The sequence below is a fragment of the Pseudomonas cremoricolorata DSM 17059 = NBRC 16634 genome (assembly GCF_000425745.1).
Taxonomy (GTDB): Bacteria; Pseudomonadota; Gammaproteobacteria; order Pseudomonadales; family Pseudomonadaceae; genus Aquipseudomonas; species Aquipseudomonas cremoricolorata.
Window position 1 is genome coordinate 273997 of the sequence record NZ_AUEA01000003.1, and the last position, 19130, is coordinate 293126.

Sequence of the window (19130 nt, forward strand, 5' to 3'; positions counted from 1 at the left end):
GTCATATGCAACTGAACAATAGTTGTCGACACCTGTCGCTACCCCTCGTCGCTGAAGCTGCACAGGCCTATAATCTCGATCCCATCGCCCGGCAACGTTTCCAAGGGCCACTCTGGTTTGCACAAGGCGCAGTACATGACATCCACTTCGAAACCGGCTGTCGCGGGCCCCAAGAACCCTCACCTGAGCCCCAGTCACCTGGATTTCCCCGTGGTCGGCATTGGCGCCTCGGCCGGTGGCCTGGAAGCGTTGAGCACGTTCTTCAAGCACATGCCCGACAACACCGGCATGGCCTTCGTCGTCGTCCTGCACCTCTCGCCCACCCATGAAAGCGAGGCGGACCGACTGATCCAGGCGCACACCTCGATGAAGGTGCTGCAGGTCAGCGAGTCGGTGCCGATCCAGGCCAACCACGTCTATGTCATTTCACCGGCCAACCGCCTGTCGACCAACGATGGCTACCTGCGCGTGCGCCCTGCCCAGCGGCGCAATGGCGAGCGGGTGGCCATCGACCTGTTCTTCCGCGAGTTGGCCGATGTACACCAGGAGCACGCCTTCTGCGTGGTGCTGTCGGGCACCGGCGGCGATGGTGCAGTCGGCCTGACCCGGGTCAAGGAGCAAGGCGGTGTGACCTTCGTGCAGGCCCCGGACGATGCCCAGTACGACGCCATGCCCCGCGCAGCACTTGAAACCGGCATGGTCGATGCCGTGCTGCCGGTGGCGCAGTTGCCGGCGCGCCTGGTACAGATCTGGGACACCGCACGCAAGGTACGCCTGCCGGAAATCGACGACGACCTGCGCCCGCCGCCGCTGGGCCACGAAGCGGGCGACCCGGAACGCGCCGAGCCGAAGCTCGACGCGATTCTGGCGCAGTTGCACAACAGCACCGGCCACGACTTCCAGCATTACAAGCGCGCCACGGTATTGCGCCGCCTCGAGCGGCGCCTGCACGTCACCGGGCAGATCGACCTGAGCGCCTACCTGGGCTACCTGGAGAGCCACCCGGAGGAATCCCAGGCACTGCTGGCCGACATGCTCATCGGTGTGACCAACTTCTTCCGTGACCGCGACGCCTTCGAGGCGCTGGAACGCCATGTGCTGCCGGCGCTGGTCAACGATACCGGTGACGAGCGCACCCAGCGTGAGGTGCGCATCTGGTCGGCGGGCTGTTCATCGGGCGAGGAAGCCTACAGCCTGGCCATGCTGATGATCGAGCAACTGGCCCTGGAGCAGCGCAGTGCCAAGCTGCAAGTGTTCGCCACCGACCTGGACGAACGCGCCATCGCCATGGGCCGCGCCGGCCTGTACCAGGAGGCGATCGTCACCGACGTGGCCCCGGCGCGGGTGCGGCAGTTCTTCGTCAAGGAAGACCAGCACCTGCGGGTGCGCAAGGAGGTGCGCGAGAAGGTGCTGTTCGCCCGCCACAACCTGCTCTCCGACCCGCCGTTCTCGCAGCTCGATCTGGTGGTGTGCCGCAACCTGCTGATCTACCTCGACCGCGACGTGCAGCGCGAGATCCTGCGCATGTTCCACTTCGCCTTGCGGCCTGGCGGCTATCTGTTTCTCGGCAGCTCCGAGTCGGCCGACGTCGCCAGCGAGCTGTTCACCCCGGTCGACAAACGCAACCGGATTTTCCGCGCCTTGCAGGTGGAAAGCCGCGGTCGGCGTTCCAGCCAACTGCAAAGCCCCAGCGATAACCTGCCCACGGCAGAGCCGGCCAAGGCCAAGGCTCGCCCGGGGCGCAAACTGTCGTACGCGGAAATCCACCACCGCGCCCTCGCCCGCCGCACCCCGCCGAGCCTGATCGTCGACGTCGACGGCAACATCCTGCACATGAGCGAGGGTGTCGGGCGCTTCCTGCGGCACATGGGCGGCGAACTGAGCCGCAACCTGCTCAACCTGGTCCTGCCGCCGCTGCGCCCGGCACTGCGTAGCACCTTGCTGCATGCCCAGCACAGCGGCCAGGCGATCACCTCGCGTTCGGTGACCCTGGGCAGCAGCCAGATCGACATCCTCGCCCAGCCGCACCTCGACGAGCCCAGTGGCAGCGAATGCCTGCTGGTGGTGTTCGAGGAGCGCGAACCGGATCGCCCGGTGCCGGTGGCCACCGGCATCCAGCAAACCGATGACATGATCCTCGCCAACCTGGAAAGCGAGCTGCAACGCACCCGCCTGCAATTGCAGGAAACCATCGAGCAGTCGGAAATCTCCAGCGAAGAGCTCACCGCCTCCAACGAGGAAATGCAGGCCATCAACGAGGAGCTGCGCTCGGCCAGTGAAGAGCTGGAAACCAGCAAGGAAGAGCTGCAGTCGATCAACGAAGAGCTGCTCACGGTCAACTACGAGCTCAAGACCAAGGTCGAGGAAACCGACAAGGTCAACGACTACCTGAGCAACCTGATCGCCTCGACCGACATCGCCACGGTGTTCGTCGATCGCAATCTGCACATCCGCTGGTTCACCCCCCGCGCCACCGACATCTTCAGCATGCTGCCGGTCGACACCGGCCGCTCGCTGCTGGACATCACCCACCGCCTCGACTACCCCGAGCTTGCCGACGACGCCCGCGCCGTGGTCGAGCGCGAAGCCACCATCGAGCGCGAGGTCGGCGGACGCAATCAGCGCTGGTACCTGGCGCGGCTGCTGCCGTACCGCTCCAGCGAGCAGCACATCGACGGCACCGTGCTCACCTTCATCGACATCAGCCAGAGCCGCGCTGCCGAAGAAAGCCTGCGCCTGGGCGAAGAACGCATGCGCCTGGTGGCCGAGAGCACCCATGATTTCGCCATCATCCTGCTCGATGAAAACGGCACCATCACCGACTGGAACACTGGCGCCGGGCTGATTTTCGGCCATGCGAAGGAGGAAGTGATCGGCCGCCATTACGGGCTGATCTTCACCCAGGACGACCGCCGCGCGGGGGTGCCGGAACAGGAACTGCACGACGCCCAGTTGCATGGTCGAGGCCTGGACGAGCGCTGGCACGTGCGCAAGGACGGCAGCCGCTTCTATTGCAGTGGCGAAGTCACCCGTCTGGCCGGTAGCCTGCGCGGCTTCGTCAAGATTGCCCGTGACCTCACCGGGCACAAGCGCCTGCACGATGAGCAGACCAAGCAACTGGCCGAATCGCAGAGCACCAGCCACATGAAGGACGAGTTCTTCGCCATCATGTCCCACGAGCTCAAGCACCCGCTCAACCTGATTCAGCTCAACGCCGAGATGCTGCGCCGCTCGCCGCTGGTCAAGGGCAGCAGCGCGGCGAACAAGGCGGTGAGCATCATCTGTGATGCGGTGGGCAGCCAGGCGCGGATCATCGACGACCTGCTCGATGTGGCGCGCATCCGCACCGGCAAGCTCAAGCTCAAGACCCAGCCGGTGGATCTGGCGGCCGCCCTGCGCGGTATTCACAACGTGGTGGTCAGCGAGCAACGCGGCTGTACGGTGAGCCTGAACCTGCCGCAGGACGAGGCGGCGCTGTACATCGAGGGCGACAGCACCCGGCTCGAGCAGATCGTCTGGAACCTGCTGAACAACGCATTGAAATTCAGCCCGGCCGACAGCGAGATTCGCCTGGAACTGAGCAGCGAGGATGGCTGGGCGCAATTGCAGGTCATCGACCAGGGCGTGGGACTGGACGCAGAGAGCCTGGAGAACATCTTCGAGCTGTTCAGCCAGGCCGCGCCGACCCAGGCGTCACCGAACCGCGAAGGCCTGGGCATCGGCCTGTCGCTGGTACGCCAGCTGGTCGAAGCCCATGGCGGCAGCGTACGTGCCAGTTCGCCTGGGCTGGGTCAGGGTTGCACCTTCACCGTGCGCCTGCCGCGCTGCGACGGTGGCCAGCCGATGGCCTCCGAAGGGGCCGAGTTCGGCGTGCAAGGGCGTCTTGCCGGGATTCACGTGCTGCTGGTGGACGACTCACCCGATGTGCTGGATGTCATGCAGCAACTGCTGGAGATGGAGAGCGCCGAGGTGACCGCCTTCAGCGACCCGCGGCGGGCACTGGCTGCGGCCGGCGAAGGCCGTTATGACGTGATTCTTTCCGACATCGGCATGCCCGGCATGGATGGCCACGAGTTGATCAAGGCCCTGCGCGGCCTCGAGCACCTGCGATATACGCCGGCCATCGCCCTGACCGGCTACGGCGCCAGCGCCGATCAGCACAAGTCCAGGCAGTCGGGCTTCGATCGCCATTTGAACAAGCCGGTTGGCTACGACGACCTGATCGATGCGATCGAGGCGTTGAGCGGCACCCAACCTTGCTGAGGCAACCCTACTGAGGCAGCCCTGCTGAGACGTGCGGGCGCTGCATGCCCGCGGCTCAGGCATGCACGCTCCACTGCACGGCCTCGGTGTCGATGGGGCACTCGTCGATGGCGGTGATCAGGCCGCAGTCCAGTGCCTCTTGCGGGCCGAGAATCCTTGGGTAGGCCATCAGGTAACGCGGCACGTCGAGCACCTCGGCGGCGCCTGCGGTGCGTTCGGCGACGATCTGCGCGTACAGCTTGAGGTCGTAGTCAAGGCTCATGGCGTACTCGGCCATGCGCGCGTGGTCGACCGAGCCGTGCAGGGTCCAGTGAAACGGATGGAACAGAAACTTGCTGTAGCGACACGCCGTGCGTTGCTCGCCGGCCAGAAACAGCACGTTGCCCATGGATTCGACAGTGCCGAGGTTGTGAGTGTGCAGCGGTACCGGCAACGCGCGCAGGAAGTTGTACAGGGTGAAGCCGTAGCTGCACTCCCCGCCCATGGTCGCGACATTCAGCTGCAACGCGCTGGCCCCCTGGTTGATGGCCTTGGCGCAGGTATTGATGAGGTTGCCGCAGGTCGATGAGTTGATCGGCCCGGTGTAATGAATGATGTGCCTGGCCATGTGTCCTCCGTCAGGGGCAGGTGCAGGTTCTTCGGTGGAGACGCGCTGGCGGGCAAAGTTCCCGGCACCGCCGCTGCGGCGGTAGGCGGGCATGGCGCATTGATTGCGCCGGGCTGGTGAACCTCGTCAGGCCCGCGCAGGTCGATTCCATAACGACTTTCGGAGACTTCGCGCGTGAGCCCTACCTGCCTCGACCCGACCGGCCGGCCTTGCGCCCTGCCAGCCTTGCCATCGCTGCCTGTGCTGGGCGCTGGGGAGCGCGCATGACGTCGATCTTCGCCCAGCCCAGTGTCGTCACCAGCAGCGCCGTGCAGGTCGGGCGCCTCAATGTGCTGACGCTCAACGTGCATAAAGGCTTCACTGCGCTGAACCGGCGTTTCATCCTGCCCGAGCTGCGTGATGCGGTGCGCGCCACCGGAGCGGATCTGGTGTTCCTGCAAGAAGTGCACGGCAGCCACCGCGAGCACGCCGAGCGCCATCCGCTGTGGCCCGAGACCTCGCAGTACGAATTTCTCGCCGACAGCATGTGGCCGCAGTTCGCCTACGGCCGCAACGCGGTCTACCCCCATGGCGATCATGGCAACGCCTTGCTGTCGAAATTCGCCATCGCCGAGTACAACAACCTCGATGTCAGCGTCGAAGGCAACGAGCAGCGCGGCCTGCTGCACTGCCGCCTGGAGGTGCCCGGGCATGCAGAAGTGCATGCGATCTGCGTGCACCTTGGGCTCAAGGAAGCGCACCGGCAGAGCCAGGTGCGGTTGCTGCTGGACCTGCTCGAGCGCCTGCCGCCCAAGGCGCCGGTGATCATCGCCGGCGACTTCAACGACTGGCGGCTCAAGGCCGATGCAGTGCTCTCGCAGCACCTGGTGGAAGCCTTCGGCGAGCGTTTCGGCACACCGGCGCGCAGCTTCCCGGCGCGCCTGCCGCTGCTGCGCCTCGACCGCATCTACCTGCGCAACGCCATGCCCAGCGGCGCCCAGGTGTTGTCCAAGTACCCGTGGTCGCACCTGTCCGATCACGCGCCGCTGGTAGCGCAGGTGAGCCTGTGAAGCGCCCGTGGGTTGAAGGCAACCAAGTCGAGTTGCTGATCAATGGCGAGGAATATTACCCGCGGGTGTTCGAGGCCATCGCCCAGGCCCGCGAAGAAGTGCTGCTGGAAACCTTCATCATTTTCGACGATAAGGTCGGCCAGCAACTGCGCCAGGTGCTGATCGAGGCCGCCAGCCGCGGCGTGCGGGTCGAGGTGGCGGTGGATGGCTACGGCACCGCATCACTGAGCGATGAGTTCGTCTCCTCGATGACCCAGGTTGGCGTGGGCTTTCATGTGTTCGACCCGCAGCCGCGCCTGGCGGGCATGCGTACAAATTTGTTCCGCCGCCTGCACCGCAAGATCGTGGTAGTCGATGGTGAGCGCGCGTTCATCGGCGGCATCAACTACAGCGCCGATCACCTGGGCGATTTCGGCCCGATGGCCAAGCAGGATTACGCCGTGGAGGTCACCGGGCCCGTGGTGGCGCAGCTGCATGCCTCGAGCAAACGGCTGATGAGCGGCGTGCTCGAACCTGCCAGCCAGGTACGTCCGCCGAGCGAGCCGACCGGCAGCATCACTGCGCTGCTGGCCGAGCGCGACAACGGCCGCCACAGCACCGACATCGAGGCCTACTACCTGGAAGGTTTTCGCATGGCCCGCGAGCGTATCGTGGTGGCCAACGCCTATTTCTTCCCCGGCTATCGACTGCTGCGCGAACTGCGCAATGCCGCCCGCCGCGGCGTCGAGGTGACGCTGATTCTGCAAGGCCAGCCCGACATGCGCTGGGTCCGCGCCGTTTCGCGGCTGCTGTACAACTACCTGCTGCGCGACAACGTGCGCATCTACGAATATTGCCAGCGGCCTCTGCACGGCAAGGTGGCGCTGATCGACGACCTGTGGTCGACCGTGGGTTCGAGCAACCTCGACCCGCTGAGCCTGTCGCTGAACCTGGAAGCCAACCTGCTGATCCGTGATCGAGCGTTCAATCAACAGCTTTACGAGCACCTCATCGGCCTGGCCGAACAGCACTGCAAGTCCGTTACCCTGGAGCGCATGATCCGCGGCTACTGGTGGCGTGCGCCGCTGATCTTCCTGGGCTTTCACATCACCCGCTTGTTCCCCCGCGTCGCCGGCTGGTTGCCGGCGCACCGCCAGCGCCTGCAATCGCTGCAACCCGACGTTCCCGCCACGGCCGATATCCATGAGGGGCAAGCCTGATGCCAGCCAAGCAAAACTGGATGAAATGGGGCAAGCGCCTGCTGACCGTGTTGTTCATCGTGCTGATTCCGGCGCTGCTGTATTCGCTGGCGCGCAACCTGGACTGGAACGAGGTGCGCGAGTCGTTGCAGGCCTACAAGCTCAGTACGCTACTGATAGGCCTGGGTATCGCCGCGTGCAGCTACGCGGTGTTCGCCAGCTACGACCTGCTTGCCCGCGCTTACACCGGGCATACGTTGCCGGCGCGGCAGGTACTGCCGATTGCTTTCGTCTGCTACGCCTTCAACCTCAACTTCACTACCTGGGTTGGCGGTGTGGCGCTGCGTTACCGGCTATACGGCCGGCTGGGCCTGGACAACGGCACCATCACGCGCATCCTGACCCTAGGCCTACTGACCAACTGGATGGGCTACCTGCTGGTGGCAGGCAGCGTGTTCGCGTTGCGTCAGGTCAAGCTGCCCAATGATTGGGCGGTGGGCGAAAGCGGGCTGCAGTTGATCGGCGTGCTGATGCTGGTGGTGGTCGCGGGGTATTTGCTGGCCTGCGGCCTGGCGACCCGGCGCACGTGGTCACTGCGTGGCCATGAGCTGACCCTGCCATCGCTGCGCCTGGCGCTGTGCCAGGTGGCGCTCGGCGGCAGCAACTGGCTGTTGATGGCGGCGTTGATCTGGTGGCTGATGCCTGGGGATGTGTTCTACCCGTCGGTGTTCGGCGTGCTGATGATCAGCTGCGTGGCCGGGGTCGTTGCGCACATTCCGGCAGGGCTCGGCGTACTCGAAACGGTGTTCCTGGCCCTGCTCAGCGGCCAGCTCAGCCAGGGCAGCCTGGTGGCGGCGCTGCTGGGCTATCGCACGCTGTACTACCTGATCCCCCTGGTGGCTGCGGTGCTCACCTACCTGGTACTGGAAAAGCGCGCCAAGTCCATGCGCCAGCAGCGCGACGCCCGCGCCCGGAGCTGAGATCAGCCGAGCAGCTCGCAGATCATGCGCAGCTGCTCGCCGACTTCCTCGCGCTTGGCCTCGGGCACCTCCCGGGCACGCTCGAAACGCGCCACCACACGCTCTTTGCGCTGGCGGTTCAGTTGCCACTTGGCGAGGAACAGCGGGCTGCGCTCGGCCATCAGCAAGGGGCCGAAGTACAGCTGTTCAGCGCTGTAGCTCACGCCCTCTTCGCGCCTGGCGACGATGATTTCGTAGGTGAACTGATTTTCCTCCAGCAGCTCTTCGTGGAGGATTCGATAACCGTTGGCCGCCAGCCAGGCGCGAGTCACCCACTCGCGCACATTCGGTTGCAGCACCAGCAGTTCATCACCGCGCAAACGCTCGCGCCCGGCTTCGAGAATGTCGCGGATGGTCTCGCCGCCCATGCCGCACAGGCTGATGGTGGTAATGCGATCGTCCGGCTCGATGGCCGCCAGACCATTGGCGTGACGCACGGCGATGTGCGCCTGCAGGCCGTTCTTGCGCACTTTGCCCTGGGCCGAGTGAAACGGCGCCAGCGCCGCTTCGCCGGCGACCCCGGCCTCGATCACCCCGCGCAGGTACAAGGCAATCGGCAGGTAGCCGTGGTCAGAGCCGATGTCGGCCAGGCGGGCGCCCTGGGGGATGTTGGCCGATACCCGTTCCAGGCGCAGCGACAGAGTCTGTTCGTTCAAGCCTTGACCTCGTTGCGGCGTGGCGAAATGAAAGGGGCGTGATTCTGCCGGGCCAGGGCGGGCAATACAATCATTGCCGGCCACGCGGCTCGACCCCGGCGCGGTGCTCAAGTAGGCTTCCAGGCTTTCCCACTGCCCAGGTAGCGATTCCCCATGAGCACTCCGGACATCACCTTCATCCCCGACAGCGACGCCGAGTCGATTTCCTCCGACGTGGCGCTGTTCAACGGCCTGCTGGTGACCACGCAAATTCCCGTGCGCGCCGACGGCAGCCTTGAGCTGGGCGACATCGCCACCCAGTGCGAATGCACCTTGCAGGCGCTCAAGGACGCCCTCGAGCGTGCCGGCAGCAGCATGGACCGTGTGCTGCACCTGACCATCTACCTCACCGACATGGCCGATCGCGCCGTCTTCAACGAGGTCTACCAGCGCTTCTTCGCCAAACCGTGGCCGGTGCGCGCCGCGGTAGGTGTGGCGTCGCTGGCCTTCGACGGCATGCGCGTGGAAGTCACCGCCATGGCCGCCCAGGGCTGATTCACCGACGCGGCCGGTGTGTGCCGGCCGCGTCCTCGCATTTTTGGCAGGAACCTCCCCCGCATGACCCACGTTTTCTCCTGGCGCCGCCCGTTCACCGCCCTGCTCCCGAGCCTGGGCCTGTGCGGCGTCGCCTGGGCGCAGCCGCCCGCCTCGTTCACCCTGCTCGAACCGCTGGTGGTGACCGGCAGCTACGCCCCCAGCGCCAGTTTCGACCTGCCGTTCTCGGTCGATACCGTCGAGCGCAGCCAGTTCGCCGATGGCCAGTTGGGCGTGAATCTGTCCGAGGCGCTCAACCGCGTACCCGGCCTGGTGGTGCAGAACCGCCAGAACTACGCCCAGGACCTGCAGATTTCCTCGCGCGGCTACGGCGCGCGTTCGGCCTTCGGCATCCGCGGCCTGAAACTGATCAGCGATGGCATTCCGGCGAGCACGCCGGACGGCCAGGGCCAGGCAGCGACCCTCAACCTCGATGTGGCCGATCGCATCGAAGTGCTGCGCGGCCCGGCCTCGGCCATCTATGGCAGCAACGCTGGCGGGGTGATCCAGATGTTTTCCCGTGATGGCAGCGGCCCGCCCAAGGTCGGCGCGGCCACCACCTACGGCAGCGATGGCTTCAGCAAACATCGCGTGTATGGCGAGGGCGGCAATGACGATGCAGGGTTCATCGTCGACGCCTCGCGCATGGACACCGACGGCTACCGCGACCACAGTGCCGCGCGCCGCGACCAGACCTTCGCCAAAGTCCACGTCAACCCTGACGATGACAGCCGCCTGGCGCTGATCTTCAGCAGCCTTGAGCAGAACGGCACGCAAGACCCGCTCGGCCAGACCTGGCAGGGCTACAAGGACGACCCGCGCTCGGTGTCGGCCAACGCCCTGAGCTACGACACGCGCAAGAGCATCCACCACCAGCAAGTGGGCATGAACTACGAACGCGCCTTTGGCGATGCCACCTTGCAGTTCAACCTCTATGGCGGCAAGCGCAGCGTGATCCAGTACCTGTCGATTCCCCAAAGTGCGCCGCCCAATCTGCGTGGCGGCGGTGTGGTCGACTTCGACCGCGAGTTCCACGGCGGCACCTTGCGCTGGATCCAGCCCATCAATGCGGCGCCCGGTGATCTGAAAATCACCGTTGGCGCCGACTACGACCGCAGCCAGGACGATCGGCGCGGCTTCCAGAACTTCAGCGGCGACACGTTGGGCGTCAAAGGCGAGTTGCGCCGCGACGAGGTCGACACCGCCACCAGCCTCGACCCCTACGTGCAGGCACATTGGCAGATCGAGCGCTGGACCTTCGAGGCCGGCCTGCGCCGCAGCAGCCTGCGCATGAAGGTCGATGACCACTACCTGGACGATGGCGACTCCAGCGGTTCGCGGACCTATCAGCGCACCTTGCCGAGCCTGGCGCTGATGTATGCCTTCACCCCCGAGCTGCAAGGCTATATCAGCGCCGGCAAGGCGGTGGAAACCCCGACCCAGGCGGAAATGGCCTACGCACCGGGTGCGGGCGGCGCGTTCAACTTCGGCCTTTCTCCAGCGACCAGCACCCAGGTCGAACTGGGCCTGAAGGCGCGGCCCGATGCCAACACCCGCATCAACGCCGCGCTGTTCGAGATCCGTACCGAGGACGAGGTGGTGGTGTACGCCTCCGAGGCCGGTCGCACCAGCTACCAGAACGCCGGCAAGACCCTGCGCCGCGGCCTGGAGCTGAGCGTGCAGCGCGAGTTCAGCGCGCACTGGCAGGCCAACCTTGCCTACACCTGGCTCGACGCCACCTACGCCCAGGACTTCAGCAAGAGCGGCCAGACCGTCGACAAAGGCAACCAGCTGCCGGGCGTACCGCGCAGCAGCCTGTTCGCCGAGCTGGTGTGGAAGCCGCGCGAGGGCATCAGCATGGGCCTGGAGGGTCAGTACCGCAGCAAGGTGTACGTCGAGGACAGCAACCAGCAGCACGCCGCGCCCGCCTACACCGTGTTCAACTGGCGCACCCAGTTCGAGCAGACCTTGGGCCCGTGGACCTTCCGCGAGCTGGTACGCCTGGACAACCTGCTCGATCGCCAGTACGTCGGTTCGGTGATCGTCGGCGACGGCAATGGCCGCTTCTACGAAGCCGCATCAGGGCGTAGTTGGTATGCCGGTGCTGGGCTGGAATATCAGTTCTAGGCCCAGCGCAGGGCTGCCCGGTGTGCAACTGGGCAGCTCGAGGATGCCGGGGCGGCGTTTCACCGCTACAATCCCCCGCCTCGACCGTGACAAGCCTGACCATAACGACATGTCCCTGCCCAAGAACCACCTCGAACTGCTCAGCCCCGCCCGTGACGTGAGCATTGCCCGCGAAGCGATCCTGCACGGCGCCGACGCCATCTATATCGGCGGCCCCAGCTTTGGCGCGCGGCACAACGCCTGCAACGAGGTGAAGGAAATCGCCGAGCTGGTGACCTTCGCCCGGCGCTACCACGCGCGGGTGTTCACCACGATCAACACCATCCTCCACGACAACGAGCTGGAACCGGCGCGCGCGCTGATTCACCAGCTGTACGACGCCGGCGTCGACGCGCTGATCGTGCAGGATCTGGGAGTGATGGAGCTGGATATTCCGCCCATCGAGCTGCACGCCAGCACCCAGACCGACATCCGCACCTTGGAACGCGCGCGTTTTCTCGACCAGGCCGGCTTCTCGCAGCTGGTATTGGCCCGTGAGCTGAACCTGCAGCAGATTCGCAGCATCGCCAGCGAAACCGACGCCGCCATCGAGTTCTTCATTCACGGCGCGCTGTGCGTGGCGTTCTCCGGGCAGTGCAACATTTCCCACGCACAAACCGGGCGCAGCGCCAACCGGGGTGACTGCTCCCAGGCCTGCCGCCTGCCCTACACCCTCAAGGACGACCAAGGCCGGGTCGTGGCCTTCGAGAAGCACTTGTTGTCGATGAAGGACAACAACCAGACCGCCAACCTGCGTGACCTGGTCGATGCCGGCGTGCGCTCGTTCAAGATTGAGGGCCGCTACAAGGACATGGGCTATGTGAAGAACATCACCGCCCATTACCGCAAGGAACTCGACGCCATTCTCGAAGACCGCCCCGCGCTGGCCCGCGCTTCCAGCGGGCGCACCGAGCACTTCTTCATTCCCGACCCGGACAAGACCTTCCACCGCGGCAGCACCGACTACTTCGTCAGCGACCGCAAGATCGACATCGGCGCGTTCGACTCGCCGACCTTCACCGGCCTGCCGGTGGGTGTGGTCGAGAAGGTCAACAAGCGCGACCTGCTGGTGGTCACCGAGGTGCCGTTGACCAACGGTGACGGCCTCAACGTGCTGCTCAAGCGCGAAGTGCTGGGTTTTCGCGCCAACATCGCCGAGCCACGCGGGCAGTTCGAGGAAGACGGCCAGCCGCGCTATCGCTACCGCGTCGAGCCCAACGAGATGCCGGCCGGGCTGTACAAGCTGCGCCCGAACCATCCGCTGTCGCGCAACCTCGACCACAACTGGCAGCAAGCCCTGCAGCGCACCTCGGCCGAGCGTCGCGTGGGCCTGAGCTGGCACGCCGAGCTGCGCGAGTCGCACCTGGCGCTGACCGCGCGCAGTGAAGAAGGCGTGAGCGTTCAGGTGCAGTTGCCTGGCCCGTTCGGCGCCGCCAACAAGCCTGAACAGGCGCTCGAGCAATTGCACGACCTGCTCGGCCAGCTGGGCACCACCCAGTACCACGCCACCGCTATCGAGCTGGACGCACCGCAGGCGTTCTTCATTCCCAATTCCCAGCTCAAAGCGCTGCGCCGCGAGGCCATCGACGCGCTGACCGAAGCGCGCGTGCAGGCCCATCCACGCGGTGCGCGCAAGGCCGAGACCAGCCCACCACCGGTGTACCCGGAAGCGCACCTGTCGTTCCTGGCCAACGTCTACAACCAGAAGGCCCGCGATTTCTACCATCGCCACGGGGTCAAGCTGATCGACGCGGCCTACGAGGCCCACGAGGAACACGGTGAAGTGCCGGTGATGATCACCAAGCACTGCCTGCGCTTCTCGTTCAACCTGTGCCCCAAGCAGGCCAAGGGCGTAACCGGCGTGCGCACCAAGGTGGCGCCGATGCAGCTGATCCAGGGCGATGAAGTGCTAACCCTGAAATTCGATTGCAAGCCGTGTGAAATGCACGTGATCGGCAAGATGAAAAATCACATCATCGACCTGCCCACCCCGGGCAGTGCGGTGGGGCAGGTGGTCGGGCACATCAGCCCGGAGGACCTGCTCAAGACCATCCACCGGGCGCCGCACTGAGGCAGGCATAGGCCGGTTGCACCGGCCATCGCCGCGGAAGCTGCTCCTATACCAAGCGTGGGAGCGGCTTTAGCGGCGAATGGCCGCCACCGGCGCTAGCCGCCCCCGCGCTCCAACCCCCGCTGCCGCCGCCCCAGCCAATGCCCCGTCGCCCCCCATGCCACGGCCAGCAGCGCGCCGATCGACATTGCCAGTTGCGGGTGCTCGCCCAGCACATCCAGCGCCCTTTTCAGCCAGCCACTCAGGGCATCCCCGCCGCGATAGACCACCGTGTCGATGAAGTTCTTGGCCTTGTACTTGGCCTCGTTCGGCAACACGGTGAAAAGCATTTCCCGCCCAGGACGCACCAGCGCGTACTCGCCTGCCCGGCGCAGCACCATCACCACCACGAACAGCGCGAAGGTCGGGGCCAGGGCCAGCCAGACGAAGCCCACCGCCATCGCCAGCGGTACGCCCACCAGCAGCACGCCGACACCCAGACGCCGGGCCAGGCGCCCGGTGAAGAACACCTGGGTGAGAATCGCCAGGGACTGCACCACGGTGTCGATCAGGCCGAACACCTGGGTCTGCCGGGTGCGGTCGGTGAAGGTTTCGCTGACCAGCCGCGCCTGCTCGAAATACAGGAACGTGCTGACACTGGCGAGCAACAGCACGAACACCGCGATGCCCAGCAGGTACGGCGTGCGCAGTACCGCGCTGGCGCCGGCCCAGGGGTTGCCGCCGACCGGTCGGGAGGCGGCGTGCTCGCTGTCGCCCGGCAGCGGATGCTGCGCCCGCCAGCGTTGCAGGTAGAGCACCGCCAGGATGCTGCCGAGCAGCAGCAGCGCCGCCAGCACCAGCAGCCCGGCATGGCCGAGCGGCGCCACCAGCAGCGTGCCGAGAATCGGCCCGCTCAGCCCACCGAGGCTGGCACCGGCCGCGAACAGGCCGAACAGCCGCTTGGCCTGCGCGCTGCTGAACAGGTCGGCGAGCACGCTCCAGGCCAGGGAAATCGCCAGCAGGTTGAATACCGACAGCCAGATATAGAACGCCCGCGCCTGCCACAGCCCATCGGGGTCGCGCTGCAGCAAGACCGCGAACAGCACCAGGTTGCTGGCGAAGAAGGCATAGGTCCACGGCAGAATGCGCCGGCGCCGTACTTTCGACACCAGCCAGCCGAACAGCGGCAGGCACGCCAAGGTGGCGATGAAGGTGCCGGTGAACAGCCATTGCAGGTTGTCGATGCCACCGGCCACGCCCATGGTTTCGCGCACGGGGCGCAGCATGAAGTAGCCGGTGAACAACAGATAGAACAGCGTCAGTGCCCCAAGCACGCCCGGGCCTTCGCCAGGGGCGAGATTGAGCCAGCGGGCCACACGCTGCCGCCAGTGGCCCATGCTCAGGCGAACTGCTCGATCAGGGCCTGGCGCTGTTGCGCAGAGAGCAGCGCGCCACGACCGGCCTTAAGCTGGTCGAGCTGGCGATCCGGGCGGCCGGTGGCGGGAATCACCGCGGTCACCGCCGGATGGCTGATGGCGAACTTCAAAAACAGCTGCGCCCAACTGCCAATGCCCAGTTCAGCGCACCAGCCGGGCAGCGCCTGGTCCTTGACCCGGGCGAACAGTCGACCGTCGTCGAAGGCGCGATTGGCCAGCACTGCGATGCGTTTTTCCTGGCACAACGGCAACAAACTCTCGGCTGCCTGGGGTGCGTTGACTGAGTAGTTGATCTGCACGAAATCCAGCGATTCGCGGCGCACGATGTCCGCCACCTCGGCATGGCCACTGTTGAGGTAGTGGGTGATGCCGATGTAGCGGGTCTTGCCCGCGGCCTTTAGCTCACGGGCGTAGGCCAGTTGCCGCTGCCAGTCGCGCAGGTTGTGGATTTGCAGCAGATCGACCGTGTCGGTGCGCAGGCTTCGCAGGCTACCGGCCCACTGCCGCTCGGCAGCCTCGCGGCTGTCGGCGGCGATCTTGGTGGCGAGGAAACACTGTTTGTGCCAGCCGCCCTCTTCCAGCAATTGGCCCAGTACGGCGTCAGCGCCGCCGTAGTTGGGCGAGGTGTCGATGATCCGGCCACCGCCTGCGAAGAATACCTTGAGGGCCTGCTGCAATTGGCCATAGGCCGCCGACCCAGTCTGCACCTCGAAACTGCCCGAGGTGCCGGCTCCGATCACCGGCAGCTGTTCGCCGGTGCTGGGGATCGGCCGGCTGAGCAGGCCGGCGTCAGCGCTGGCGGCGGCGAGCCAAGGGCTGCTGGCAAGCAAGCCCAGTGCGGCGCTGGCGCGTAAGACATCACGGCGTCCATACATAGGAAGTTTCCCCGTCACAAATCGGAAACTTCCTAGGCTAGTTGCTCAGGCCGAAGGCTGATCGGGATTCTGTATCTGGATGTAAGAACGCCGCCCGCTCAGCGCGAACGACGCGCGCGCAACTGGCGCTTGAGCACCGCCAACGGTGGCGCATAGAAGAAGCCGAACGACACACTGGCGCTGCGCCCTTTGACCGTGTGGTGCAGGCGGTGGGCACGTTGCAGGCGCTTGAGGTAGCGATTGACCGGGCGCGGCGCGCGGGGCCAGTGGCGGTGAAACAGGATATCGTGCAGCAGCACATAGAGCACGCCATACCCCGCCACGCCGCCACCGACCCATTGCAACGGTGCGTGGCCAGCCTTGCCGAGTGCCACCAGCGCGCCGGCGATCAGCGCCAGAGCCAGCAGGTAGACATCGTTGAGTTCCAGCACACCCAGTTGCGGCGCATGGTGCGAGCGGTGCAGCCACCAGCCCCAGCCGTGCATGACGTACTTGTGGGCGAGAGTGCCGACGCCTTCCATGGCCAGCAAGGTGCCGAACAGGACGGCAAGGTTGTACAGCATGAAGGCGTTCCGCAGGACGGCATGGGGCGGCAAGATTACCACCGGCGCCGCCGGCTTCGCCAATGCACTCGTCGTGTAGGACAAATCTGCATTTGCCCCGCCAAGCACTTGCTGCGTTGACCTGCGCTGCCGCGCCTCGTAAGGTCCGCCGCGCACTATCGCATCCCCACAGGAGCCCAGCATTGGACAGTTGCCCCAGTCGCTTGCGACAGACCCTCAGGGTGCGCTAGTCCGGCAGTGCTGCTGCCGCGGTCCGGCGTCCGCCGACCGCGTTCGCTGGCCTCACCGCCAGCCCCCCAACGCTCCACGCACCCTCGCGGCCTTGCGCATCTCTGGTTTCGATCCCCACCGCCGGCTGCGTTGCCGGCGTTTACGCGGGCAAGCGCCCGCACAGAGGTTGTTGCTATGGAATGGAACGTATTTCTCCTGCGCGTGAGCGTCGCGCTGGTTCTCGGCGCGCTGATCGGCGCGGAACGTCAACTGCGCCAGCGCCTGACGGGCCTTCGCACCAACGCGCTGGTCAGTACCGGCGCCTGCCTGTTCATGTTGATTACCCAGGCGGTGCCGGGCATGGAGCCGGGCGACGCATCGCGGGTCGCCGCCTATGTGGTGTCGGGCATCGGCTTTCTCGGTGGCGGCGTGATCATGCGTGATGGCTTCAACGTGCGCGGCTTGAACACCGCCGCGACGCTGTGGTGTACCGCCGCCATCGGCGTGCTGTGCAGCCTCGACCTGTTGCTGGAAGCGGCACTCGGCACCTTGGTGGTGCTGTGCGCCAACATCCTCCTGCGCGAGGTGGCGCAGCGCCTGGACCGCCAGCAGGTGGTGCCGGCCAGTGAGGTCGAGCAGCAGTTCGAGGTGCGCATCATCTGCCGCGCCGAAGACGAGATTCAGGTGCGCAGCCTGATGCTGCACAGCCTCAGTGACCCCGAGCTGCGCCTGCAATCGCTGCACAGTGAAGACCTCGAGGCGGGTGCGCGTCTGCAGGTGCGCGCCGAGCTGCTCGGCAGTGCCCAGGCGCCGCTGCAACTCGAGCGCATGGTCAGCCGGGTAAGCCTGGAGAAAGGCGTCAGCAGCGTGCGCTGGCAATTGCTCGGCTGAGCGCCGATGCCCCGGCACGCTTCAGGGCGCCTGCCACTCACCCACCTGCGGCGCCAGGTTTACGCGGTCGCGCCCTTGGTGCTTGGCTTCATACAACGCTGCGTCGGCCGCGCCGATCAGCGCGGCAGCGCTGACTGCGGCCCGCGCCGGGTAGCCGATGGCGATACCGGCACTGACCGAGACGATACCCAGCGGGCTGTCGGCATGCTCGATGGCCAGCCGGCGCAGGCTGTACAGAATCTCTTGCACCAAGGCGCCGGCCCCCTCCGCGTCGGTGTCGGGCAGGAGCAAGGTGAACTCTTCGCCGCCGTAACGCACTGCCAGGTCAGCCGGGCGCTTGAGCGCTGCCTGCAGCACTTCGCCGAAGCGCCGCAGGCACTGGTCACCAGCGGGATGACCGTAACGGTCGTTGTAGCGCTTGAAGTAATCCAGGTCGATCATCACCAGCGCCAGCGGGTAATCCTGACGCCGCGCCCTACCCAGTTCCGACTCCAGCACGCCGTCCAGACGCCGACGATTGCCAAGCCCGGTGAGGCTGTCGGTCAAGGCCAGCGAACGCAGCGTCTGGTGCGCCTGCAACAAGGCGCGCTCGATGGCGATACGTTCGCGTAACTGACGCAACACCACCCAAGCGAAGGCCGAAAGGCCAATCATCAACAGCAACAGCACCACCACGCTCTTGATCATGTCGTGGCGCCACGGCTCGATGATCGATTCACGGGACAAACCCGCCTCGGCCACCAGCGGATAATTGCTCAACGCCTGATAGCCATAGATGCGCTGGGTGCCATCGGTGACCGCCGTGGCCTCGACCACGCCTTGTTCGGCATAAGGTAAGTGATTGCGGAAGATCTCGCTCTTGGCCAGGCTCACCCCCAGCACCCGCTCACTGAACGGCCGCCGGACCAGAATCGTGCCGTCGCGCTTGGCCAGCACCAGCGCGCCGCGCTCATCGATCTTGAAGTCGCCGTAATAGCGCACGAACCAGTCGACCTTGATGGTGCCCAGCAATACCCCGGCAAAACTGCCGTCAGGGTGATCGAGGCGGCGCGAGATCGGGATGATCAGCTCATTGGTGGTGCGGCTCTTGATCACCGAGCCGATGTGCACATCGCGGCTGGTGTGCTCGCGGTGATAGACGAAGTAGTCACGGTCGGCGTTGTTGGCGTTGGGCGGAACCGAGGTCTTGTCGGTCACCAGCCAGTAGCCTTGGGCGTCGTAGACGAACAGGCCGTGCAACTGCGGCATGATTTCCGCCTGCTGGCGCAGCACACGGTGCAGGCGCTTGCGGTCGAGGTTGACCAGGCCGTCGCCTTCGACCCGCTCTGCCAGCGCCGCGGTAATGGCATCGACCTGGCGAATGGCATCCTCTGCGTGCTGAGCGGTAGCCCGCGCCAGGTTGGTCACCGCGTCCTGGGCGTTGGTCACCGCATGCCGGTAATCACGCCAGATGCGCCAGCCCTCGACCAGCACGAAGGCCAGCATGACCACCGCCATGAAACTTGCGACCAGCCGGAACAGCGCCACGGCGCGCGCTTCGCCGGGTACCGAGAAGAGGCCATCATCGTCCTGTTGTATGCCTGAGCGCATTGCA

At 65.7% G+C, this 19130-nt stretch carries 14 protein-coding genes; 8 read left to right on the top strand and 6 right to left on the bottom strand.

The window, feature by feature from the left end; all coding sequences use genetic code 11:
* Positions 1-135: 135 nt before the first annotated feature.
* Positions 136-4263, top strand: coding sequence for a CheR family methyltransferase (locus tag H618_RS0105770; protein ID WP_028694172.1), 4128 nt, complete (start codon positions 136-138; stop codon positions 4261-4263).
* A 55-nt stretch (positions 4264-4318) separates the two neighbouring features.
* Here the strand turns inward: H618_RS0105770 and H618_RS0105775 are convergent, their stop codons facing one another.
* Entirely contained in the window at positions 4319-4870 is a 552-nt protein-coding gene (locus tag H618_RS0105775; protein WP_028694173.1) for an ATP-dependent Clp protease proteolytic subunit, read from the bottom strand.
* Between the two features lie 263 nt (positions 4871-5133).
* Here H618_RS0105775 and H618_RS0105780 point away from each other — a divergent pair, with 263 nt between their 5' ends.
* The 3 genes from H618_RS0105780 to H618_RS0105790 are packed head-to-tail and all read left to right on the top strand — an operon-like array spanning position 5134 to position 8077.
* Positions 5134-5919: an endonuclease/exonuclease/phosphatase family protein gene (locus H618_RS0105780; RefSeq protein ID WP_050577219.1), complete on the top strand. Its 786-nt coding sequence runs from the start codon at positions 5134-5136 to the stop codon at positions 5917-5919.
* Positions 5916-7118, top strand: a complete 1203-nt coding sequence (clsB, locus tag H618_RS0105785) for a cardiolipin synthase ClsB (protein ID WP_028694175.1) — start codon at positions 5916-5918, stop codon at positions 7116-7118. Before H618_RS0105780 ends, clsB begins: the two co-directional genes overlap by 4 nt.
* Positions 7118-8077, top strand: a complete 960-nt coding sequence (locus H618_RS0105790; protein WP_028694176.1) for a putative bifunctional lysylphosphatidylglycerol flippase/synthetase — start codon at positions 7118-7120, stop codon at positions 8075-8077. Before clsB ends, H618_RS0105790 begins: the two co-directional genes overlap by 1 nt.
* A gap of 2 nt (positions 8078-8079) precedes the next feature.
* Here the strand turns inward: H618_RS0105790 and H618_RS0105795 are convergent, their stop codons facing one another.
* The gene (locus H618_RS0105795) at positions 8080-8772 is read right to left on the bottom strand and encodes a tRNA (adenine(22)-N(1))-methyltransferase (protein ID WP_028694177.1); all 693 of its coding nucleotides are present in this window, start codon (positions 8770-8772) and stop codon (positions 8080-8082) included.
* A 153-nt stretch (positions 8773-8925) separates the two neighbouring features.
* Between H618_RS0105795 and H618_RS0105800 the strand changes: the two genes are divergently transcribed.
* The 3 genes from H618_RS0105800 to H618_RS0105810 all read left to right on the top strand — a co-directional run bounded on the left by H618_RS0105800 (position 8926) and on the right by H618_RS0105810 (position 13582).
* Positions 8926-9306, top strand: a complete 381-nt coding sequence (locus tag H618_RS0105800; protein ID WP_028694178.1) for a RidA family protein — start codon at positions 8926-8928, stop codon at positions 9304-9306.
* Between the two features lie 63 nt (positions 9307-9369).
* Positions 9370-11472, top strand: coding sequence for a TonB-dependent receptor family protein (locus tag H618_RS0105805; RefSeq protein ID WP_033727507.1), 2103 nt, complete (start codon positions 9370-9372; stop codon positions 11470-11472).
* 109 nt (positions 11473-11581) lie between these two features.
* Positions 11582-13582, top strand: a complete 2001-nt coding sequence (locus tag H618_RS0105810; RefSeq protein WP_028694180.1) for a peptidase U32 family protein — start codon at positions 11582-11584, stop codon at positions 13580-13582.
* A 95-nt stretch (positions 13583-13677) separates the two neighbouring features.
* On the opposite strand, the gene H618_RS0105815 is transcribed toward H618_RS0105810, so the two are convergent.
* The 3 genes from H618_RS0105815 to H618_RS0105825 form a co-directional block, all read right to left on the bottom strand.
* Positions 13678-14958 (bottom strand): NTP/NDP exchange transporter, encoded by a 1281-nt coding sequence (locus H618_RS0105815; protein WP_028694181.1) that lies wholly within the window; start codon positions 14956-14958, stop codon positions 13678-13680.
* A gap of 2 nt (positions 14959-14960) precedes the next feature.
* Positions 14961-15872, bottom strand: a complete 912-nt coding sequence (locus H618_RS0105820; RefSeq protein ID WP_028694182.1) for an aldo/keto reductase — start codon at positions 15870-15872, stop codon at positions 14961-14963.
* 98 nt (positions 15873-15970) lie between these two features.
* Complete coding sequence (locus H618_RS0105825; protein WP_028694183.1) at positions 15971-16435, bottom strand: sterol desaturase family protein; 465 nt, start codon at positions 16433-16435, stop codon at positions 15971-15973.
* 405 nt (positions 16436-16840) lie between these two features.
* Between H618_RS0105825 and H618_RS0105835 the strand changes: the two genes are divergently transcribed.
* Positions 16841-17536: an MgtC/SapB family protein gene (locus H618_RS0105835; protein WP_028694184.1), complete on the top strand. Its 696-nt coding sequence runs from the start codon at positions 16841-16843 to the stop codon at positions 17534-17536.
* 21 nt (positions 17537-17557) lie between these two features.
* Here the strand turns inward: H618_RS0105835 and H618_RS0105840 are convergent, their stop codons facing one another.
* Positions 17558-19126: a sensor domain-containing diguanylate cyclase gene (locus tag H618_RS0105840; protein ID WP_028694185.1), complete on the bottom strand. Its 1569-nt coding sequence runs from the start codon at positions 19124-19126 to the stop codon at positions 17558-17560.
* Between the last annotated feature and the right edge of the window lie 4 nt (positions 19127-19130).

Excerpts from the sequence above, each read along its gene's own strand:
- H618_RS0105815 (WP_028694181.1), bottom strand. The coding sequence starts at position 14,958 with ATGGGCCACTGGCGGCAGCGTGTGGCCCGCTGGCTCAATCTCGCCCCT.
- H618_RS0105810 (WP_028694180.1), top strand. The coding sequence starts at position 11,582 with ATGTCCCTGCCCAAGAACCACCTCGAACTGCTCAGCCCCGCCCGTGAC.
- H618_RS0105805 (WP_033727507.1), top strand. The coding sequence starts at position 9,370 with ATGACCCACGTTTTCTCCTGGCGCCGCCCGTTCACCGCCCTGCTCCCG.
- H618_RS0105780 (WP_050577219.1), top strand. The coding sequence starts at position 5,134 with ATGACGTCGATCTTCGCCCAGCCCAGTGTCGTCACCAGCAGCGCCGTG.
- H618_RS0105775 (WP_028694173.1), bottom strand. The coding sequence starts at position 4,870 with ATGGCCAGGCACATCATTCATTACACCGGGCCGATCAACTCATCGACC.
- H618_RS0105770 (WP_028694172.1), top strand. The coding sequence starts at position 136 with ATGACATCCACTTCGAAACCGGCTGTCGCGGGCCCCAAGAACCCTCAC.
- H618_RS0105835 (WP_028694184.1), top strand. The coding sequence starts at position 16,841 with ATGGAATGGAACGTATTTCTCCTGCGCGTGAGCGTCGCGCTGGTTCTC.
- H618_RS0105790 (WP_028694176.1), top strand. The coding sequence starts at position 7,118 with ATGCCAGCCAAGCAAAACTGGATGAAATGGGGCAAGCGCCTGCTGACC.
- H618_RS0105840 (WP_028694185.1), bottom strand. The coding sequence starts at position 19,126 with ATGCGCTCAGGCATACAACAGGACGATGATGGCCTCTTCTCGGTACCC.
- H618_RS0105820 (WP_028694182.1), bottom strand. The coding sequence starts at position 15,872 with ATGTATGGACGCCGTGATGTCTTACGCGCCAGCGCCGCACTGGGCTTG.
- H618_RS0105825 (WP_028694183.1), bottom strand. The coding sequence starts at position 16,435 with ATGCTGTACAACCTTGCCGTCCTGTTCGGCACCTTGCTGGCCATGGAA.
- H618_RS0105800 (WP_028694178.1), top strand. The coding sequence starts at position 8,926 with ATGAGCACTCCGGACATCACCTTCATCCCCGACAGCGACGCCGAGTCG.